Origin of the sequence: Moorena producens PAL-8-15-08-1, from assembly GCF_001767235.1 — a bacterium.
GTDB classification, from domain to species: domain Bacteria; phylum Cyanobacteriota; class Cyanobacteriia; order Cyanobacteriales; family Coleofasciculaceae; genus Moorena; species Moorena producens_A.
In genome coordinates this window covers 3664040-3683526 of the sequence record NZ_CP017599.1, presented here as the reverse complement: position 1 = coordinate 3683526, position 19487 = coordinate 3664040, and the positions used below count along the sequence as shown (strand labels likewise).

Genomic DNA, 19487 nt, shown 5'->3' with positions numbered 1-19487 from the left:
AGTGTAGAGTATTGACCCCTAGTGGTAATTCAAAATTCAAAATTCAAACTTCAAAATAAAGAAAAGAATAAATTTTGAATTAATTAATTCTGGGTACAAGCCCCCACTGAATTTTATTCTGGGCTTATTCAATCAGTGGCGGGTACAAGCCCCCACTGATTGTCATTTTGAATTAATAATTTTTAATTTTGAATTGGAGCGCGTTAAGCAGCGTCGGCTTGGCCGTAGGCCACGCCAAAGGCGAACGCCGATAGCGACTTGACAGTATCATGGAATGAAATGTCAACAGAAAACTATTTAGCTTAGCCGTCACCAAACCTTATTTATGGCTAAACCGAAACCAATTCCAGCGATTACTCTGCCACCGGCTGCAAATCCTCAGCAGGAAGGTGAATGGTTACGAGAAACTCTTGCGCAATGGCTAGATCAAGAGTTTCTCCCAGAAGCAATTAATCAAACGATTGCACAACGCGCCGCCCAGATTTTCGTCCGTCAACGGATGGAAGGAGAAAATGATTTGGGTTCACTTGTGATTGCTATTGTTACAGAAATGCAGTCGTTTGACTTTCGAGAAAGTTTTTACGGCGAATTTGCGATCGCTAACGCTGTCAGTGACCTACTCTTACAAAGTCTTGGCATTGACCGCTGTTGTGGGCAGTAAAGGTTTCAGGTTGAACGCGCACGCGTGGCCTATTGGCCAAGGTTTTAAGGTTGAAAGTTCCCAGAGCGTCATGCAAGAGCCCGTTGAAGCTCAAGGCAGAGTGGCTATGCTCCTCTTAAGTAGGAAAACCCTAAGGGTAGACTCGGGTATGTCAGACAACCTAAAACCTTCAACCAGTTAACCTTCAACCAGTTAACCTGCAACCAGTTAACCTGCAACCTGTAACCTGCAACCAGTTAACCTGCAACCAGTTAACCTACCAGCTTGATTTAACCACACCTGGCAATAGACCTTGGTGTGCCCATTCCCGCAAGACATGGCGAGATAGTCCAAAGTCTCGGTAGTAACCTCGAGGACGCCCTGTAACCCAACAACGGTTCCGCACACGGCAGGGGGCGCTGTTGCGGGGGAGCTGTTGTATTTTCCGGTGAATCTCTAACTTTTCTCGTTGAGTCGCAGCATTTTGAAACTCTTCCTTGAGCGCCTCCCGCTTAGCTGCGTACTTTTCTACCATTTTTTTGCGCTTTTTTTCGCGCTCAATCATTGATTTTTTAGCCATTAATTCTTGAAATTCTATCTAAAAACAAGACACTGTCTTTTTATCTTATCCGATGAGCTTAATCAGAGGCTGTTACAGTAGCGTTAGTTTTCCAGCTATCTGTTGTAGTAGTCGTTTGTAGTAGTCGTTGCCTCAGCCAGATCGGCACTGGTACATAAGTCCGCCAAAACACAAGCATCACAATCAGGTTTTCGGGCTTTACAAATTGCCCTACCATGATAAATCAGCCGAATCGACCAGTTTTCCCAATCCTCCTGGGGCAAAAGCCCCATTAAATCTCGCTCAATCCTGATGGGATCGGTGTGTTCTGTCAATCCTAGACGCTGACTCAGGCGCTTGACGTGAGTGTCTACCGTGACTCCCTGGTTAATACCATAGGCATGGGCAAGTACTACATTGGCGGTTTTACGAGCCACTCCAGGCAACTTGAGGAGTTTGTCCATTTGTTTCGGTACCTGACCACCGTATTCCTTAACAATCATGCGGCAGGCACCTTGAATATTTTTCGCCTTATTACGATAAAAGCCAGTAGAGCGCACTAAAGTTTCCAAGACTTCGATATCAGCACTAGCGATCGCAACAGCATCAGGAAACTGGCCAAACAACCCTGGTGTTACCTGATTCACACGTTCATCCGTACATTGAGCTGAAAGAATGGTTGCTACCAGTAACTGTACTGGCGTTTCGTAATTCAGTGTGCAGGTTGCTTTCGGATAGAGTCGCTTAAGGCGAATTAGAATCTCTAGAGATCGTTGCTGCTTGCCAGAGGATTTACGGGTAATACTCATGGGTTGGAAGGTTGGAAGGTTGGAAGGTTGGAAGGTTGGAAGGTTGGAAGGTTGGAAGGTTGGAAGGTTGGAAGGTTGGAAGGTTGGAAGGTTGGAAGGTTCAATGTTGAGAAGATCTCGGGTAAATGTCTTCTGAAGCTATACCAGTAAAACCCACAGAAACTAACTTAGGTCAAGAAATCTTTGAACCTGTAACCTGTAACCTGTAACCTGTAACCTATAACCTACAACCTATAACCTACAACCTGTAACCTACAACCTGTAACCTGTAACCTGTAACCTGCAACCTGCAACCTGCAACCTTTAACCTTTAACCTGTAACCTTTAACAACCAAACACGGGTTACTGGAATAAGTTTTGTACCCAAACCAGGTTAGCTGTATCTCGAATAATCAAGAAAACACCTAAACCCAGAAGCAGCACTAGCCCAGTTTGCATAATATTCTGCTGTACTTCCATGGGCAAGGGCTTACCTCGAAGTCCTTCAATCAGTAAGAAAGCCAGCTGACCACCATCAAGGGCTGGTAGGGGCAAAATATTAATAATCGCTAGATTTATACTAATCAGAGCTGCAAACTGTAAAAGATTGACAGCATTGGAACGAGCAATATCGGCTCCAATCGCCACAATTGCCACTGGACCTGACACTTGTTCCGCCGTTTCGCCAAAATTACTCAGTAGCTGACCAAAGCCTTGCAGGGTTAAGACTGTAATGCGTTGATATTCTTCGGCACCACGACTGAATACCTCCAGCAAACTACCAGCACGTTTACGCACTTCCTCTCCATTGGGAGAGAGTTGTACACCAATTTTTCCTTTACCATCTATCCCTAGTTCCGGAATCACCTTCAACAGTAGCGTTTGTTTTTGACGCTGAATCCGCATTTGAAGGGGCTGGTTGGGATGATTTTGAATCGCTTTCATCAGGAAAGTAATCCCTTCCGGGTTTGCTTCCAACCCTTGACCATCTACGGCGAGAATTATGTCTCTTGGTTTGATACCTGCTTCTGTAGCCACTAAACTGCTTTCTGGGGCAAGTTTAGGCACTACCACACCCGGTTGGTAGTTGAATTGGGAGATGCCAACCATTCCTACCTGAGCCACAAGCAGGAAGTAAGCAAAGACTAAGTTAGCAATGACACCAGCACTGATCACAATTGCCCGGTCTAGAATCGGTCGGTTGCGGAGCAAATTGGGGTCATTGGGGGGAATATCGCTATCGGGGTCATCATCAGGAAAACCCACAAACCCCCCTAAGGGAATCGCTCGCACTGCATACTCAGTTTCTGGACCCTGATATTTCCATAGAATTGGACCAAAGCCAAGAGAAAAGCGATTGGCATAGATTCCTTGCAGACGAGCTGCCATAAAATGACCAAGCTCGTGAACAAGAATCAAGACTGCCAAAACTGCAATCGCCGCCAAAATTGACATATAAGTGAAGAATTTATTTAATGTAATGTTAACTTCATTTTTCTATTGTATAGGCATTGCAATTAGGTTCTAGGCTAATGGTTCTAGGATCTAGGATCTAGGTTTTAGGCTCTAGGTTTTAGGCTCTAGGCTCTAGGCTCTAGGCTAAGCAGGTTCTGGCAAGGGTATGAAGCGCCCCAAGTCAAGCACAGAGACTGTCAACTGTGCCTGTTATACCTAACAGCTAATATCTCACAGCTAATATCTCACAGCTAATATCTCACAGCTAATACCTAACACCTAATACCTAACACCTAATACCTAGAATTTAAGCTAATGGTATTACAACAGATCTCGCCCCATATAAGGCTGTAGAGCCTCTGGTATCTTAACCGTTCCATCGGGTTGTTGATAATTTTCCAGAATGGCTGACATAGTACGCCCCACTGCCAATCCTGAGCCATTGAGAGTATGAACAAAGTTAGTGCCTTTTTTCCCGGACTCTTTGAAACGAATCCTACCCCGCCGTGCCTGGAAATCAAAGCAATTAGAGCAACTGGAAATTTCCCGATATGTACTTTGCGAAGGCAGCCAAACTTCTAGGTCATAGGTTGTAGCGGCTGAGAAACCTATATCCCCTGTACACAGTTCTACAGTCCGGTAGGGTAATTTCAAGGTTTCCAAGATCGCCTCAGCATTCTTAAGCAGCTTCTGATGCTCTTCGGAGGAGGTACTAGGCTCAACAATTTTCACTAGCTCAACTTTATTAAACTGGTGTAGTCGAATTAGACCCCGGGTATCCCGTCCATAGCTACCCGCTTCCCGGCGAAAGCAGGGGGTGAAGGCACAGAGATTAATGGGAAGTTGCGATGCTTCAAGGATTTCGTCTCGGTAGAGATTGACCAATGGGACTTCTGCTGTGGGTGCTAACCACAAATCATCATCAGAGCACTTGAAGCTGTCCTCGGCAAACTTGGGCAACTGACCGGTAGCGGTTAGGGATTCACTGTTGATCAGTACCGGTGGCATCACTTCCGTATAGCCAGCAGCAATTTGCTGGTCAAGCATGAAGTTAATCAGTGCTCGTTCCAAAGCAGCACCAGCCCCGATCAATGTCACAAATCGACTCTGAGCGATTTTCACCCCTCGCTCAAAGTTAAGAATGCCGAGTTTTTCGCCAATTTCCCAATGGGGGAGAATCTGGAAATCCTTGGGAATGTACTCATCACCCCAGCGATGGACTTCCACATTTTCGGCTTCACTTTTGCCAATCGGTGTGGATTCCCAGGGCAAGTTGGGCAGGGATAGCAAGAGGGTGTTCAGCTGGTCTTTTAGGTCTTTTTCTTCGGGTTCCAGTTCGCTCAACTTAGTTTTGATTTGGTTACCCTCTTCCTTGAGCGACTGAATTTCTGGGCTTTGTGGAGGACTACCCGATTTGATTTTTTGACCAATCAGCTTACCAATTTCATTACTACGAGCCTGCAACTGGGTGCGGGATGTTTCTAGCTCCCGCTGACGCTGATTCAGTTCCAGAATAGGTTGTAGGTCATATTGATTGACACTACGTCGGTCGAGTAGTTCTTGAACCTTTTGTGGATTTTCCCGAATTTGCTTTAGGTCAAGCACAGATTTTCTCTTCTAAAATGGCGCGATCGCATGATCAGTACTCATCTGAGCAACATGGATCTAACTTCACCAATGTGCCACAGTTTTCTTGCCAACGGCAATTAACTTCTCCTGGGAGTAGGGAGTAGGGAGTAGGGAGTAGGGAGTAGGGAGTAGGGAGTAGGGAGTAGGGAGTAGGGAGTCGGCTGGTGAGCTGGTGAGCTGGTGAGCTGGTGAGCTGGTGTGAGGTCTGTTGGCTAGCGACTGACTCGATTAAATAGCCACAGGGAAATGGCTATGCCAACAAAATTAGCAAAAATAGTGTTTATGTTTGCCTGCACAACAAACAGGTCTATCGGTGGAACATCATTACAAGCCAACCCAACTGAATTTTGTTGCTCAGCTAGAGCTAGGGCTACAAGGCTGCCTATGACTGCAAATGAGCCAATGATGGTCAATAACATTCCTACTAAACTCACAATCAAGCCCAGCCTAATCGTTTGAAGGGTTTGAGCTTTGCTTGGTATGTCTGACCCATTGGCAGCTAGCAGCCGACTAGCGATTCCAGTGTAACGGTAGGCAAAATAAATGCCTATACCTAAAGCCACTAGTCCACAAACTACGAAAAAAAGACCGAAGCCGATGCCTTGACCCGCTTGATTGTCAGGTTGAGGGCTGGCAAGGGTAAACCCTGCAAACACTAAAATCAGCGTAGAAATCACCCCTAGGATTAACTGAGTCCAGAAGGAAATCCAACCGAATCTGCGCAGCGTTAGGGCAATTTTTTGACGAGCTGGTGGGATGGAACTGTCAGGTATCTCTCGCATGGGGGCTGTGTCCCTTGAGTAATCACTTTTGAACCGCCTACCACGCGCTCCACAACGCGAAAAGACGTAGGGCTAATCTTGGGCTGGAAGCTAAAAACCCTTGTGGTCGGTCGGGGAGGGTCAGCAACCAACTTTATTGTGACAAGGATTGATCACACTCGCAATTCATCCCTAGCTAAATCGCAGATAAATGGCTGAGAGACTTCTTGCGGGAACCGTTAATTTTCTACAAAACCTGCCTGAATCGGTTGTATGTGAGATGATCGACATTAATAGTTCACTTTTGTGTTACACTAACCCCCACTTATACCAATCCCCACTTACACCAACCCCCACAAAAATTATTAAGCTTTAATGGATTTAAATTGTCAATGGCGGTTTATCGGGGGATGGGTAGATTGGGGATGGGTAGATGGTAGACTCGCTTTTGCACAAGTGGCAAGATCTGAAATTGAAATGGATATTAGCTTAGATATTAATCCCTCCATCCCCCCATCCTTCCATCCGAGATCATCCTCTCTAGCTCCCATCAATGAAATTGGTGTTACTGGTCTCCGTTGTCTTCTTTCCCGATGTTTCCCTTGATAGTCGGAAGTTTAGGATCAGGGTTTCGAGCAATTATTAAAGTTGATCTTTACGTTTTAGGTGTGTTAAGTCGAAAATTCATTAAACTTTCATCAAATTAGGGAGGTATTTAAACCCTACGCCAGAGATTTTTAAGTTATAAAGTGTGATAGCGATGTACCTACCCAGGTTAATCGTTTAAATAAAACTCACTGCAAAACGCGCGTGAATTTCCCAGGGTGCCTCCAACCATCAGTATTTGCCAGAAAACCCTCTAATCCCATCTAGAAGAACTGGGAATTCCAACTACATATGCAGATGAAATTCGAAGATATCTATAGCTTTTTCCAAGATCCTCCACCCAACTATCTCAATAAAGAATTAGCCGTATGCTATGTTCTATCGGTGTTGTTGCAAGGAGAATCTTATGGAACACAACTGATCCAACAACTAGAACAAGAATACCCCACCTATCGACTTTCAGATACTGTCCTCTACAGTGCACTGAAGTTTCTTGAAGAAAAACAGGCAATTTCAGCCTACTGGCAAAAAGTAGAAGGAAGAGGACGCCCACGCAGGATGTATCAAATCTGCCCAGAGTGGCAGGAGAAAGCTATAGAACTTGCCAGTTTTTGGCATGACTATATGGCTGAGGAAACAGTGGGGAAAATTCAGTCAAGGACTCCCTGCCACCAGTCTGTTGTTGAGTCAGTTAGGTAGGGAAGTAGCAATTTTTTCCAGGGTGCTTTCCCGTGAAAACCCTGGTGGCATAACAGAAGTCAGGTGATGCATTGTCTTGCCCAGATCTGAATTCAGGTGAATTCAGGGCGTGCTAGCTGCTAGCCATCTACCCATACCAGTATCTTACAGCCTCTAGCTAGTGGGTACGGAGTAGCGTGACCTGACCAAAGCGTGTCTAATAACTTGTAAAGTAGTAGCAAAGGATGTGTATTTTTATAGTTAATATTCAGTGAATACCACTATTCTTGCTTCTACACTTTGGCTAACTCTTTTATTAGCAGTAGGTTTGTTTTTCTTTATTCGAGCCTCTGTGAAAGACCGAATACAACAAGTCAAGTTAGCTTCCCCAGAAACAGAAGAATCGCTTCTAAACCAGTTGAAGCAATATTTTTATCAAAGAGCCTACCAGGTGGTGGCGGTGGATGCTGCCACTAATCAAGTCACGTTCCAGGGGATAGTCCGACCGAGTTGGTTTATGGCTATCTTTTTAACCGTCCTAGCTGCCTGTGGTATACTCTGCTTATCCCTAGTGCTATCTATTTTGTTTCCGACTTTGACTAAGGTGTTTTTGGGGCTAGTGGCACTAGCTCCTGTTGCGGGCGTTTTTTATTGGAAAAAAGCTGAACGACTCGAACAGGTATCTCTAAAATTAGAATCAGCGTCTACCCAAGCCCCTGGGGATCAAGGCGCTGCGGAGCAATGTTTGGTTATAGTCACTGGCCATCGCGATGAACTAATACAACTTCAACAGTCTGTCAAACTAAAACCCTTGTCGTAAGCAAGCAGGGTTTGACATCTTCCCACACTATAACCAGAATAGGTAAAATTACCAAGATACTTAGCCCTCCTCAAGCCTTTGAGTTTGAGGAGGGCTAAGTAAAAGCACTTTCAATAAATATTACCAGTAAGGTTTCAGCGGCTACGAGCGACAACCCCTACCTTTTTTAAGGGAGAGTTGATTAATCGCAAACTGGGAAACAGAAAATGATTCTCTTCCACATATTGGGCACCGAAGAGCCCTTTTTCTGCCCAGAAATAACGGTCTGTGGTATGCTCGTTACGTTTGACCAGTAGTAGGGCAGGTGGAACTATCCCTTGTGACCGAATGTATGCGCGTGCTGCTGTAACCGGTTTATACTCGCCACTTTCTAGATTGTACTGAGGTACATGCTCAAGTATCTTGCGCCCTTCTTGGCGGCGGCGACTCTTACGCTTACGTCTTCTTGCCAACCTTTTTACCTCCTCTTTTTGCTGGCAATTGTAAAGATAGTTACAAAAGCCGTCGAAATTATATCGACTCTTTCTAAAAAGATCAAGCTCTTGTCATAGAACTAAACAACCCGGCTGAAACCTTTGACAGCAATACGTTAGGGGATTTTCCGTTTCCTCATTCCCTCCGGAAAATTAATACAAAAATTTAATAGTTTTAATAAAACTTAAATATAATTGAAAAAATAGCCTTAAACTCATCTCACAATTACACTGATCAGGTGATGGGGTGATGGGGTGATCAGATGATCAGGCAATGGATGTAACAGATATTTGCCAGAGGTCTAATGACTGATTACTGATGACTAAAGCTCACTAAAGCATAATAGTCAATTGTTTAAGGGGTTCGACATTATAGAAGTAAAGCTGATAGTGGCTTAACTTCCAGTAGGATTAACCCAGATCACTCATCTATAGCTCATGTTCACTCGCGTCAGTTCAGAATTTGTCTCCCTGTGTCGAAACCAAGTGGCTTTATTAACCCAAGGACTGGGAGCAGCTAGTGGTGCTGTATATTTAACGGAAGAATTCGTTGAGGGCAATCAGGCAAAGCTAATTCCTGTGGTAGTTTATCCGGAAACAAGTACCGTGCGGGATATGAGTGATCCTGACTGGGTTTTGCCACAGAAAATAGGTGAGATTGATCAGATTCCTCGATTATCCAGCAGCTTACCTCGGCTACTCCCTCAGGGAAATAACCAAGAGCAAGATTTGGGTTCAACCTCTTTTGTAGGATCTGAAAATTCTCTGCAGCAGCAGCACCAAATCGTTTTACCTCTAATCCATGAAGGGATAGTGATGGGATTATTGGTGAGTGTTCGTGATGATAGACCTTGGAATCACACAGAACAGGCAAGTGTGGAACGCATTGCTAGAACCTTAGCGATCGCATATGTCATAGAACAGCGTCAAGGTTGGTTTGAGCAGCAGTTGACTCAGCAAAGACGTCTACAGGCAAAACAACGGGATATGCTCGATGATCTGCTCCATCAATTTCGTAATCCCCTGATGGCGTTACGAACCTTTGGTAAGCTACTGCTGAAGCGACTGGTACCAGGAGATAAAAACTATCCAGTGGCTTCTAGCATTATACGAGAAAGCGATCGCTTACAGGAGTTGCTGCAACAGTTTGATGCTTGCCTGGACATGAACCAAACCGATACAGCATCCCTCACGTTACCTGTAGCTACAGCTGAGGCTTCTTCATCCCCACAATCAGATGATATTGGGGAGATTTACCCAACTAGTCACTCCGAACCACACTCCACCCTAGGGGAATTTCCCCTACTCACGGACAAAACTGTTCCTTTGGAACTGTTTGCGGTCAAGGATGTCTTAGAACCCTTGCTTATATCTGCTGACGCTATTACTCAAGAGGCTAATTTGGAGTTGCATTGCTCTATTGCCCCTAACTTACCTTTGGTGAAAGGGAATCCTAAGGCTTTACGGGAAGTCTTGAGTAATTTGATTGACAATGCTTTGAAGTACACCCCAGCTGGGGGAAAAATTGATATCCAAGTTGGTGTTGGACAATGGCTTTCACATGGTGATGCCATAGCGATCGCAATTAGTGATACTGGTCCAGGTATTGCTCCAGAAGACTTAGACCATCTGTTTGAGCGGCATTATCGGGGAGTTCAAGCTAATGGTCCTATCCCTGGCACTGGTTTAGGATTAGCGATCGCAAAAGAACTCATGGCATACATGCAGGGTGATATTGAAGTCTTGAGTCCCGCCAAACTACTATCGACTGAGGAAAATGGGGAATTATCCATTAGTCATGGTCAAGATAACTCAAGGATTGGAACAACCTTTATCGTTTGGTTGACTTACGCTTAGTAGACCTTTAGTAATTGGTCAGTAGATAGTTGTTGTTGACCGTTGAGAGGTTGGCTGTGATTGGTTAATATATTAACCTCTCAACAGTTAACTATCCACATCTCTAGTTACCGACTGCTAATTACCAAGTCAGAGTCGATGGTAAGCTGTAAGTCGGTTTCTGGTTCAACCACAAATAGGTCAACACTGCTGCTACCGAATAAACGTTTGCCGATATTTAAAGCGATGCCAGAACTAACTCCAATCAAGATTTCTTCTGTAGCGATCGCACGGTCACCGGTAACGGCAGAGATAGCAGCGGCAGCAGCGGTACCAACTGCTGCATCTTTTAGGATACTTCCTGGATTGCTACCCTTGCGAATGGTTTCAGTGGTGGTAATTTCCTCAGAGGTGGCATTAAAGGATAGGGTTTCACCATTGATCAACAGCCGCTGAGCTACAAACTGAGCTCCCTCTTTTGTCGCACGCAGTTCGCCAACCACTTCACTACCAGCAGGAATCAGCAACTTGCCCTCATCAGCAGTGGTAATGTTTAGATCCACTGTCAGGGTTAGGGGAATAGTTTCCTCTTGGGCGAGCAGAATTTTATCTTTTTTGTACTTAACCGGAATAGAAGTACCTGCAGGAATTGTGAAGGCTACAGGTGCTGGATTGGGATCGATAATGTATTGGGAGCTAATCACTGGGGCTTGTTCTGTTGCCACCAGCGCTTGGTACATAAAAGCTGCAACTTCTGCACGAGTTGCATTCCGAGTCGGATTGAGAAAGGCGACGTTAGGATAATTAACCACCAAACGATTTTCTGTAGCAGCAGCGATGGGACCACGGGCAAAGTTAGAAATTTGGCTGCCGTCCCGGTAGAAACTGATCAGCTCTGAGGTAGAACTGCTGGAAGAGAAATTCAGTCCATTAGAAAGGGCAACTAAAACTTGTTCACGGGGAATATTTTGTTCAGGTCTAAAGATATTACCAGGGTAACCACTTAGAAATCCGGTTTGGTAGGCTTCCTGAATGGCAGGATTTGCCCAGTAGTTGGAAGCAACATCCACGAAAGTGTTGCCACCGCGAATGGCGGGTTTATTGAAATCTTGATTTGCTTTACGCAGCATTGCCGCAAACTGAGCGCGGGTCACTGGTGCATTTGGTCTGAAGGAGCCATCAGGAAATCCGGCAATAATACCACGCTGGGATAATTCCCCAATAAACTCACTTGCCCAGTAGTTGGATGAAACATCGATAAAGTTAGTGCTTTGAGCCAAGGAGGGAGCAGGTGCGACTAGGGGAGCCATGGTGGTGGCGGTGAGTCCAAGGGCTAAAACAGCAGCAGTTCCTGATTGAAAATGATTTAGGTTAAGCATGGAAGGCATTCTCTTAAATTAATGTGTTCTTAAGTAAATAGAACCAATCAGATGCTAGATGTTCCTAGGTTCAATAAAATTGTTTTTTTTGCTCAAAATAAGCATAAAAAACCAGATTGCGCCTGTTTAATAGCAATAATTTCGGCACAATCTGAGTAATTTGACGCTAGTAACATTCCATGAGTTGCCAACCACTTGCCAGATCAAAAATTGTCACATTAGCCCAAGGGGGTGGGGTGACCGGTTGACCGCGTGTGGAGTGTAGTAGGAGAGTGCTCAGGGTGACCCTAGAGCTAGAGTTGCTGGGTAAGTTCTGAGCTTTTCAGGACTGATTACTCAGCAGTTACCCACTGACCTACTGTAAGCATATGCGCTACGCGCACGCTGCTTGAGGTGCCGTCAGCCGTCAGCCGTCAGCCTTGTGGCACAGGCTTTGGCCTTGGCCTTGGCCACGCGGGGCGCGTTTGGCCACGCGGGGCGCGTTTGGCCACGCGGGGCGCGTTTGGCCACGCTGTGCGAACGACGCGCTTGAGGTAACTCAGCATTATTCCAATGCTTACTTGTTTTATTCCAAAGCTGAACGCGCACGCGTGCGCTAATCGCTGACCGCTGATAGCTGATAGCTGATAGCTGATAGCTGATAGCTGACCGCTGATAGCTGATAGCTGATAGCTGAATGCTTACGACCTACTGAGGCAGTAATCAATCAGTAAACTGCTTATTAATCCACCGGCGGTAAATTTTTTGAATTGCTTTGAGTACTTTTTGACTACTCGACTGCTGAGATGGATTGCTGGGGTCGAGTAACTGCAACCGATTGAGAAGTTTGGCTTCTTCTGTGTCTACCAGCCCATCGCTATAAATTAAGGCACTGAGGGCTTCAATCAAGCGCTGATAGTCTTCTGGACTAGGGCGATCGCCTAAATATTGTTCCACCCAACTGTAGCATTCATCTGCTGACACAGCTTTGAGTTCATACAGTAACGGTTTAATCTCTGGGTCGTCAGCAACTCCATATTGCTGGGCGACTTTATACAGATATTCCCGTTCCTCTGCCTGAACTTTACCGTCTATCCAGGCGGCACCGATTAAAATTTTGAGCAACTGTTTGACACTAGAATTTGTAACCATGACTTTATCTCTCCAGTAGGGGGGAACCGAACCAATACAGCACTTGTTGCCAATCAACCTTTAATCATCAACAGCTTGCCACGATTAGGGGAAAAGGGAAAGTGGAAAGGGAAGAGGGGGAACAGTGGGAAGATTGGGGAGACGGGGGAGAACTTTGTCAAAAAACCGGGTTTGTCAAAACTAACTTAGTTAGACCCCTTAATCTAGGTAAGAAACCTGATTTCTTTAAAGCCAATTTTTTTTTACAGAAGTGTCAACCGCTAGTATGTTACGTTTAATTTTACTTAACTCATTTAGTTCTTCCTCACACACTTCTGTTAATGGAAATCGATATTGATTACTTAATTCAAGGGTATGCTCAAGGCTATTTCCTGATGGCAGATGATACTGGTAATTTAGGCTGGTACTCAAGCCGCAAACGTGCTATAATTCCTCTAGATGAGCGTTTTCGCTATCCTAAATCTCTGCGTCGTGTCCTAAATCAGGAACGATTTAGTGTCAGTATTAACCGAGACTTTTTAGGGGTAATGACTGGTTGTGCTGACCGTGAAACTACTTGGATTTCTCCAGAAATTAAGGAAATTTATTGGCAATTTTATAAGGCTGGATGGGCCTACAGTTTTGAAACTTGGCAGGGAAATCAGCTGGCAGGAGGAATTTTGGGAATTGTAATTGGTGGAGCGTTCATTGGTGAATCGATGTTTTATCGGATTCCGGACGGCTCGAAGGTGGCTATGGTTAAGCTGGTAGAACGGTTGCGCCATCGCAACTTTTTGCTGTTTGATGCTCAGATGATGAATTCTCACCTAGAACGGTTTGGTGCCTGTACGGTCAATGAGCAAGAGTATAATCTGCTGTTACAGAAGGCAATAGCACAAACCTGTTCGTTTGATGAACCTATCTAACTCAGCTAGGGCTTACTTGGTCCATACAGCCAAACCTCCTCCCCGACCTCTAGCAGCAATGCAACGGTTTTCCACGAGAAAGTAGGTGAAGAATGCTTGTTCTTTCAAGGGTTGCTCATAGAACCTAGTTTCCCGGTCTTGTCCACCTTTAATATAGCCTTGATAAAGTGTTAGACCAGATAACGATATCCTGATTTGACTAAAGTCGAAAGCTAAGATATTCGTCTTAGGATAAAACTTCGTAGGACCGGTGAGAACTATCTGAATCGGTCCGAGTTGAACAGCATTTTGAACCGTTCCTTGGTCTTGAGAAGACTCTGATGGGGAGTAGGATAGGTTAATTTTGATCCACTTTGGCAGAAATCGTCCGCTACCCAAGATCACCCCTGCTCGTTGGCGCGATCGCTTTGTGCCTGTAATAAACCCTAGTCGCCAATTTCCGATCAGTTGTGAATAGGCATTGCTCTTTTTGGTTCGTTTAGCAGTTGTCTCTGCCTGAAGTAGTGCCTCGACTACAGCTGATGAGGTCGGTGGTGTAACCGATGGGCTTGTTAAAAACTCAATCGCTTGATCTAAAGCTTTATCCATTGCTAGCAAATGCGTTAGTGAAGTGTGGGATACTCTTAAACCGTCACTAATCGGGACGAACCCGTACAAAACGGTCAAGGTGCAATTTATTGTGGTCCGAGTGAGGGGTGGTCATGGGGCTATTAGAGTTAACCTTCCACCCGTCTGTCTGGACGATCCTCAGATCCCGCTGAGGAGTTGCTTGAAAGCCTTAGATTTGCTATGTTTGCTATCAAGGTAGTCAACCGCGATCGCATCAAGCAGATCTAGTCCCAAAATATCTTCCAAGTAACGCGCGGTACGGCGCAATAATACAGCCTGAACCTCGGCTCTAGTCATGAACCGAGTTATCTCGAAGTCGGTACCACGAGCAAGGATATTCTTGGCTGCATTATGGTCAGCCTGCAACACGACCCCATCCCATCCGGTAAAATTGTCCCCAGTCCTTCGCCCTAATAGGGTCCCGTTCCTGGAGTCAACTTGCGACGTATAGCTAGGCTGAACTTCTGTAACAACCGATCCAGTCCAATTAGCCCATTTCTGCAAAGAGTCTCGCATTACTCCTTTCATCCAACTGTTTAATTTGCGAGACACGGCTTTGGACTGGCGTTTATTTCGGATCGGTTTTGTTAAATCTTCCGCGAAAACTTTCAGAGCTTCTCCATTGAAAACAGACTTAGACGCTGCTCCTATTATTTTCGTCAGTTCTGACTGGTCTTGTCTGTAACGGCGGTTTTCAGCTTTCCTGGTTAAATTATTTTCAAGTATCCTCGCTGATTTAGCTGGATCTATTTTTTCTAGCTTTCTATGAAGTGCCCAGAGCTTCCCCCTCTTTCGGTTTTTGGCACAAATACGATCCGATTTTTTAGTGGCTAATTGTCCTAACCCTTTTCCGTGAGCCTGGCCTTCTGAATCATAGAATGCTTCGGTGTAACCCTTATCTATTCCGACTTCCCTGCGTCTTGATGGAGTTTCTACTCTACCATGTTCTACTAAAAAGTGAATTTCAAATTGTCGTGATAACTGGGTGTAAATCAATCTAATCTGACCTTTTACCTTCCGATTAGATTTAACAACTATCTTGTTCCTTTTTATTCTCGTCAATCCAGCCAATTCTAACTGGTAAGTGTTTCGAGAAAGTCTTTTACACTTGTAGCCACCTTGTTGATAGACTATTTGATTTTTGACCCAAGAATGGCCGCGTTGATATTCTTTCCTGACAAGCCTATGCAGAAGGGAGCTTTCTAGGAAAGCTAAAGTTTTAACTTGTTGGCAAAGCTTTTTGCGTTTTTTTTCGTTGTCTTTCCCTGGGAATTTTTTAGAGATTTTTTTTTCTACTGCATCAGTGCAAGCCGCCTGTTGCGCAGTAATGACCTTGGCTACATCACTGACAGCCCATTCCATTAGTTTGGACGGAAGTCCCAATGATTCGGGAGTCCTAAAAGTCCTGACTTCTCGGTACGATTTTTTCCAATCCAGTCCCCAGTAGTTAATACTTCCCAGCTTGTTATAAGACTCGGATCTGACGATGCCCAATTTCTTCATCGTAGACAGTAGTTCAGTCCTTACCGCTTCGGTCATCCCTATCACTGGGACGACCTGAGTCGATATCTTCTTAGTTACTCCTACTTTTTTGGGCATTGATTACGTCTAAACCTATGTTTTCATTTTACTATAGCGCTACCTAAATTTCCATGTCGATTTGATCCTATTTGATCCCGTATTATCCCTATTTTTAGGGGTCTAATTGATGGGCGCTACTGGTTGACACTCCCATGTCTTGATAATCTAATCCGATCTTAATAGGCGATCGCTCAAAGTATATCCTAGGGGAACAGTGAATTAACATAATTATCTTCAATGGTCAAGTTGAGTTCCCTCAAGGTTTTACGAGAGCGGTTCAATCTTTCCCGGTTAGCCATTAAGTATTCCCGAGTAACCATAGGTTTTTGGATCGCAATGGTTGTGGCTGGGCTTTTGGCCTTCAGTTCCCTTAAGTATGCCCTATTCCCAGATATTACGTTTCCGGTGGTGGTGGTCAATGCTCAAGTGCCATTGGAGACTGCCGTGGAAACGGAGCAGAAAGTGACTCAACGGATTGAGGAAAGGCTTTTGCCTTTGGCAGGACTCGATCAGATGGTTTCCTCAACCTACCCTGGTCGAACAGTAGTTACCCTCTATTTCGATGTCGGAACCAATCTCAACTCCTCTTCAATGGAGGTTGAAAAGACACTGTGGCAGATTGCTCTTCCTGAAGGTGCAACCTTTCAGGTCATTCCCTTCAATTTGAACGAATCCTCTGCCGTTAGCTACACCATCAAGAGTGATACTAAAGACCTGAAGCAATTAGCTGACATTGCTAAGACTAGCATTTTACCAGAGATTGCTCAACTTCCAGGAGTTCTGAAAGTCAATTTGTTGGGAGGGGGGGAAACTACGTTTACGGCTCTCAATTCTGGCTCAGAGTTGACCAAACAAGCACCAGAAATTATTAAGGAGGAACAGCCGCGAGATAGTCCCGAATCACCCATACCCATTACCCCGACTCGGATTCGCTTCAATGGACAGGAAGCTTTGGCTTTTCAGGTGATCAAAGGGGGTGATGCTAACACCTTAGATGTAGTTAGTCGGGTAGAGAAAACAGTGCAAAGGCTACAAGGTAGTTTGCCAGGGGTGCAGTTAGTCTTAGCAGTGACTCAAGCTAACTATATCCGGGAAGCGACTCAATCTACTATTGATGGTTTAGTACTGGCAATTGTTCTGGCAGTGTTGGTAATTTTTACTTTCTTGCGTAACTGGCGTGCCACCCTAATTACTGCCTTGGCAATTCCAATTTCTCTGCTCGGAACCGCTATAGTGATGGCTATCTATGGGTTCAATCTCGAAACCATTACTCTACTAGCTTTGGCTCTGGTAATTGGAATTATTATTGATGATGCCATTGTAGAAGTCGAGAACATTTCTCGGCACCTGGAGGCTGGGGAGTCTCCTCGGCAAGCTGCTCTTTCTGCTACTAATGAAATTGGTCTGACGGTTTCTGCTTCTACTTTGACCATTGTGGCGGTATTTCTACCGGTTGGTTTAATGGGTGGTAACTTAGGACAGTTCTTTAAACCCTTTGGTCTGACGGTTTCGGCAGCAGTTCTTACCTCTTTGTTGGTTGCTCGAACCTTGTGCCCAGTTCTTGCGGTTTATTGGCTTAAACCTAGACAGGGGAATAGGGAACAGGGAACAGGGAACAGGGAGCAGGGAGCAGGGAACAGGGAGCAGGGAGCAGGGAGCAGGGAAAGATTATTGAGAGAAGAAGGGAACAGGGAACAGGGAACAGCGATGCAGCGCGGTCTTGGGGGTCTCCACGGGGCTTACAAGGTGCGGACGCAGGTTCCGCACACAGCCCCTCCCCATGAGCGACTGCATCAAGACGGGAAAAGGGAACAAGGAACTGGGAACTGGGCAAGATTCTCAAGAGTAGTTTTCGACTTTTGGTTGAGGTCTAATCCTAAGTACCCTGATTTGCTGCGCTGGTCCTTGGGGCATCGGAAATTTGTAGTGGGATTAGCGGTATTGAGCTTTGTGGCTGGAATTTCTCTGATTCCCCTAATTCCTCAGGGGTTTATTCCTACCCTAGACCGAGGGGAATTTATGATTACCTATACAGCACCGTTGCCTGAGATGCCTAGTGCCTCTCAATTTGGTGATTTAATTGATAAGATTCTGAATTTGGGAGGGTTTGATTCTAACAGTGAGGAGTCAAAGCCATTAAGTAATTCAGATACTAATTCAGATACTAATTCAGATACTAATTCAGATACTAATTCAGATACTAATTCAGATACTAATTCAGATACTAATTCAGATACTAATTCAGATACTAATTCAGATACTAATTCAGATACTAATTCAGATACTAATTCAGACCTTAGGGAGCAGCATAAACCACAACTATCAAAACCACAACTATCAAATTCCGGGTTTAATGGTCTATTTCCGATTAAAAGTGGGATGAAATTGTTACTGAAGCAATCTGAGCAGGTGGCTAAGCAGTTAGAAGAGGCGGTGCTGGCTTTCCCTGAAGTGGAATCGGTATATACGGTTGTGGGGGTACAGGGTGATCCCAAAAAAGGTAACCTTCAGGTCAAACTTAAACGTAATCGCCAATATACTACTGCTCAGGTTCAGGAAAAAATGCGGGCTGCTTTGCCGAAGATTTCTGGTGTAACTACTAGTGTTGAAGATATTCAGTTTATCGAACTACCTACTCAAAAACCGGTTCAAGTTGCTTTATTGGGTGATGATTTAGAGGTGTTAGGCAATACTGCTGCGGATCTCAAAACTCGGATTGAGACATTACCAGGATTAGTGGATGTAGAGGCAACTGGTCAGAATAATCGAGGGAATAGGATTACTGAGATTGAGCATGTTAATGGTCAGCGAGGGGTTTATGTTCGCGCTAGCCTTAACCAGGGTCACAGGTTGGGAGATGCGACTGAGGAGGTGGTAAAGCTTGCCAAATCAGTTTTACCGGATGGTGTGAGGTTAGAACTGTGGGGGGATTCGGCTCTGAGTAGTCATGTGTTGGGCAGTTTTGCTGGCACGTTGACCTTGTCTGTTACCTGTATGCTGCTAGTGCTGATTTTGCCTTTTGGTCGATTGTTAGAACCGATGGTGGTGGGCTTGTCGTTGCCCTTATCTATTGTGGGAGCAATGCTGGCACTTCTGATTACCCAGAGTGATTTTGGCATGATTTCCCTGATTGGTCTCATTTTTTTGCTGGGATTACTTGACAAAAATGCGCTTTTGCTGATGGATTATGTTAACCAACTTCGTCGAGGTGGTTTAAGTCGCACTGAGGCAATTCTGGAAACGGGAGTGGTGCGTTTGCGACCGATTATAATGACTACTGCTTCGACTATTTTGGGAATGTTGCCCTTGGCATTGGGCTTTGGCGCAGGAGCAGAATTGCGACAACCGATGGCTGTGGCAATTATTGGTGGATTGCTTACGTCTACGTTGTTGAGTTTGATTGTTGTACCAGTATTGTATACTCTGCTGGAAGATTGCTGGGTAGGATTATTGTCTGGTATAGCGCTACGCGCAAGTCAGAAGTCAGAAGTCAGAAGTCAGAAGTAAGCTATGACTAAGTTTCGGAGTTTAGGAGCGATGCAGCGCCGCCAAAGGGGGTTTCCCCCACTCGCGCTTTGCATGGCTGACAATGTCAAATACATTAATGGGTAGTGCTATAAGCAATAAGGAATTGGGA

General features: G+C 45.0%; 17 protein-coding genes. 7 read left to right on the top strand and 10 right to left on the bottom strand.

Annotation, left to right across the window (positions count from 1 at the left end):
* The first annotated feature begins 325 nt into the window (after positions 1-325).
* Complete coding sequence (locus BJP34_RS13700) at positions 326-661, top strand: hypothetical protein (RefSeq protein ID WP_070392829.1); 336 nt, start codon at positions 326-328, stop codon at positions 659-661.
* 256 nt (positions 662-917) lie between these two features.
* On the opposite strand, the gene rpsN is transcribed toward BJP34_RS13700, so the two are convergent.
* From rpsN to BJP34_RS13675, 5 genes are all read right to left on the bottom strand, one after another.
* Complete coding sequence (gene rpsN / locus BJP34_RS13695) at positions 918-1220, bottom strand: 30S ribosomal protein S14 (protein WP_070392828.1); 303 nt, start codon at positions 1218-1220, stop codon at positions 918-920.
* 95 nt (positions 1221-1315) lie between these two features.
* Positions 1316-2008, bottom strand: coding sequence for an endonuclease III (gene nth, locus BJP34_RS13690; RefSeq protein ID WP_070392827.1), 693 nt, complete (start codon positions 2006-2008; stop codon positions 1316-1318).
* Positions 2009-2350: 342 nt separating this feature from the next.
* Positions 2351-3442: an RIP metalloprotease RseP gene (gene rseP / locus BJP34_RS13685; RefSeq protein WP_070392826.1), complete on the bottom strand. Its 1092-nt coding sequence runs from the start codon at positions 3440-3442 to the stop codon at positions 2351-2353.
* Between the two features lie 321 nt (positions 3443-3763).
* The gene (gene serS / locus BJP34_RS13680; RefSeq protein ID WP_070392825.1) at positions 3764-5047 is read right to left on the bottom strand and encodes a serine--tRNA ligase; all 1284 of its coding nucleotides are present in this window, start codon (positions 5045-5047) and stop codon (positions 3764-3766) included.
* Positions 5048-5283: 236 nt separating this feature from the next.
* On the bottom strand, positions 5284-5853 hold the full coding sequence (locus BJP34_RS13675; RefSeq protein ID WP_070392824.1) for a DUF3611 family protein: 570 nt from the start codon (positions 5851-5853) through the stop codon (positions 5284-5286).
* 354 nt (positions 5854-6207) lie between these two features.
* On the opposite strand from BJP34_RS13675, the gene BJP34_RS13670 reads away from it, so the two are divergent.
* The 3 genes from BJP34_RS13670 to BJP34_RS13660 all read left to right on the top strand — a co-directional run bounded on the left by BJP34_RS13670 (position 6208) and on the right by BJP34_RS13660 (position 7936).
* Positions 6208-6438, top strand: coding sequence for a hypothetical protein (locus BJP34_RS13670; protein WP_070392823.1), 231 nt, complete (start codon positions 6208-6210; stop codon positions 6436-6438).
* A gap of 297 nt (positions 6439-6735) precedes the next feature.
* Entirely contained in the window at positions 6736-7137 is a 402-nt protein-coding gene (locus BJP34_RS13665; protein ID WP_070396653.1) for a PadR family transcriptional regulator, read from the top strand.
* Positions 7138-7387: 250 nt separating this feature from the next.
* Complete coding sequence (locus tag BJP34_RS13660) at positions 7388-7936, top strand: cofactor assembly of complex C subunit B (RefSeq protein WP_070392822.1); 549 nt, start codon at positions 7388-7390, stop codon at positions 7934-7936.
* Between the two features lie 134 nt (positions 7937-8070).
* Here the strand turns inward: BJP34_RS13660 and BJP34_RS13655 are convergent, their stop codons facing one another.
* Complete coding sequence (locus BJP34_RS13655) at positions 8071-8388, bottom strand: DUF3155 domain-containing protein (protein ID WP_070392821.1); 318 nt, start codon at positions 8386-8388, stop codon at positions 8071-8073.
* A 459-nt stretch (positions 8389-8847) separates the two neighbouring features.
* Here BJP34_RS13655 and BJP34_RS13650 point away from each other — a divergent pair, with 459 nt between their 5' ends.
* Positions 8848-10266, top strand: coding sequence for an ATP-binding protein (locus BJP34_RS13650; RefSeq protein WP_070392820.1), 1419 nt, complete (start codon positions 8848-8850; stop codon positions 10264-10266).
* A 107-nt stretch (positions 10267-10373) separates the two neighbouring features.
* On the opposite strand, the gene BJP34_RS13645 is transcribed toward BJP34_RS13650, so the two are convergent.
* The gene (locus tag BJP34_RS13645; RefSeq protein WP_324611056.1) at positions 10374-11633 is read right to left on the bottom strand and encodes an S-layer homology domain-containing protein; all 1260 of its coding nucleotides are present in this window, start codon (positions 11631-11633) and stop codon (positions 10374-10376) included.
* Between the two features lie 693 nt (positions 11634-12326).
* Entirely contained in the window at positions 12327-12755 is a 429-nt protein-coding gene (locus BJP34_RS13640) for a TerB family tellurite resistance protein (protein WP_070396652.1), read from the bottom strand.
* A gap of 320 nt (positions 12756-13075) precedes the next feature.
* Here BJP34_RS13640 and aat point away from each other — a divergent pair, with 320 nt between their 5' ends.
* On the top strand, positions 13076-13660 hold the full coding sequence (aat, locus tag BJP34_RS13635) for a leucyl/phenylalanyl-tRNA--protein transferase (protein WP_070392818.1): 585 nt from the start codon (positions 13076-13078) through the stop codon (positions 13658-13660).
* A 12-nt stretch (positions 13661-13672) separates the two neighbouring features.
* On the opposite strand, the gene BJP34_RS13630 is transcribed toward aat, so the two are convergent.
* Positions 13673-14248 (bottom strand): hypothetical protein, encoded by a 576-nt coding sequence (locus BJP34_RS13630; protein ID WP_070392817.1) that lies wholly within the window; start codon positions 14246-14248, stop codon positions 13673-13675.
* 159 nt (positions 14249-14407) lie between these two features.
* The gene (locus BJP34_RS13625) at positions 14408-15868 is read right to left on the bottom strand and encodes a zinc ribbon domain-containing protein (RefSeq protein ID WP_070392816.1); all 1461 of its coding nucleotides are present in this window, start codon (positions 15866-15868) and stop codon (positions 14408-14410) included.
* Between the two features lie 219 nt (positions 15869-16087).
* Here BJP34_RS13625 and BJP34_RS47435 point away from each other — a divergent pair, with 219 nt between their 5' ends.
* Positions 16088-19357: an efflux RND transporter permease subunit gene (locus BJP34_RS47435; protein WP_229424353.1), complete on the top strand. Its 3270-nt coding sequence runs from the start codon at positions 16088-16090 to the stop codon at positions 19355-19357.
* Positions 19358-19487 lie beyond the last annotated feature (130 nt).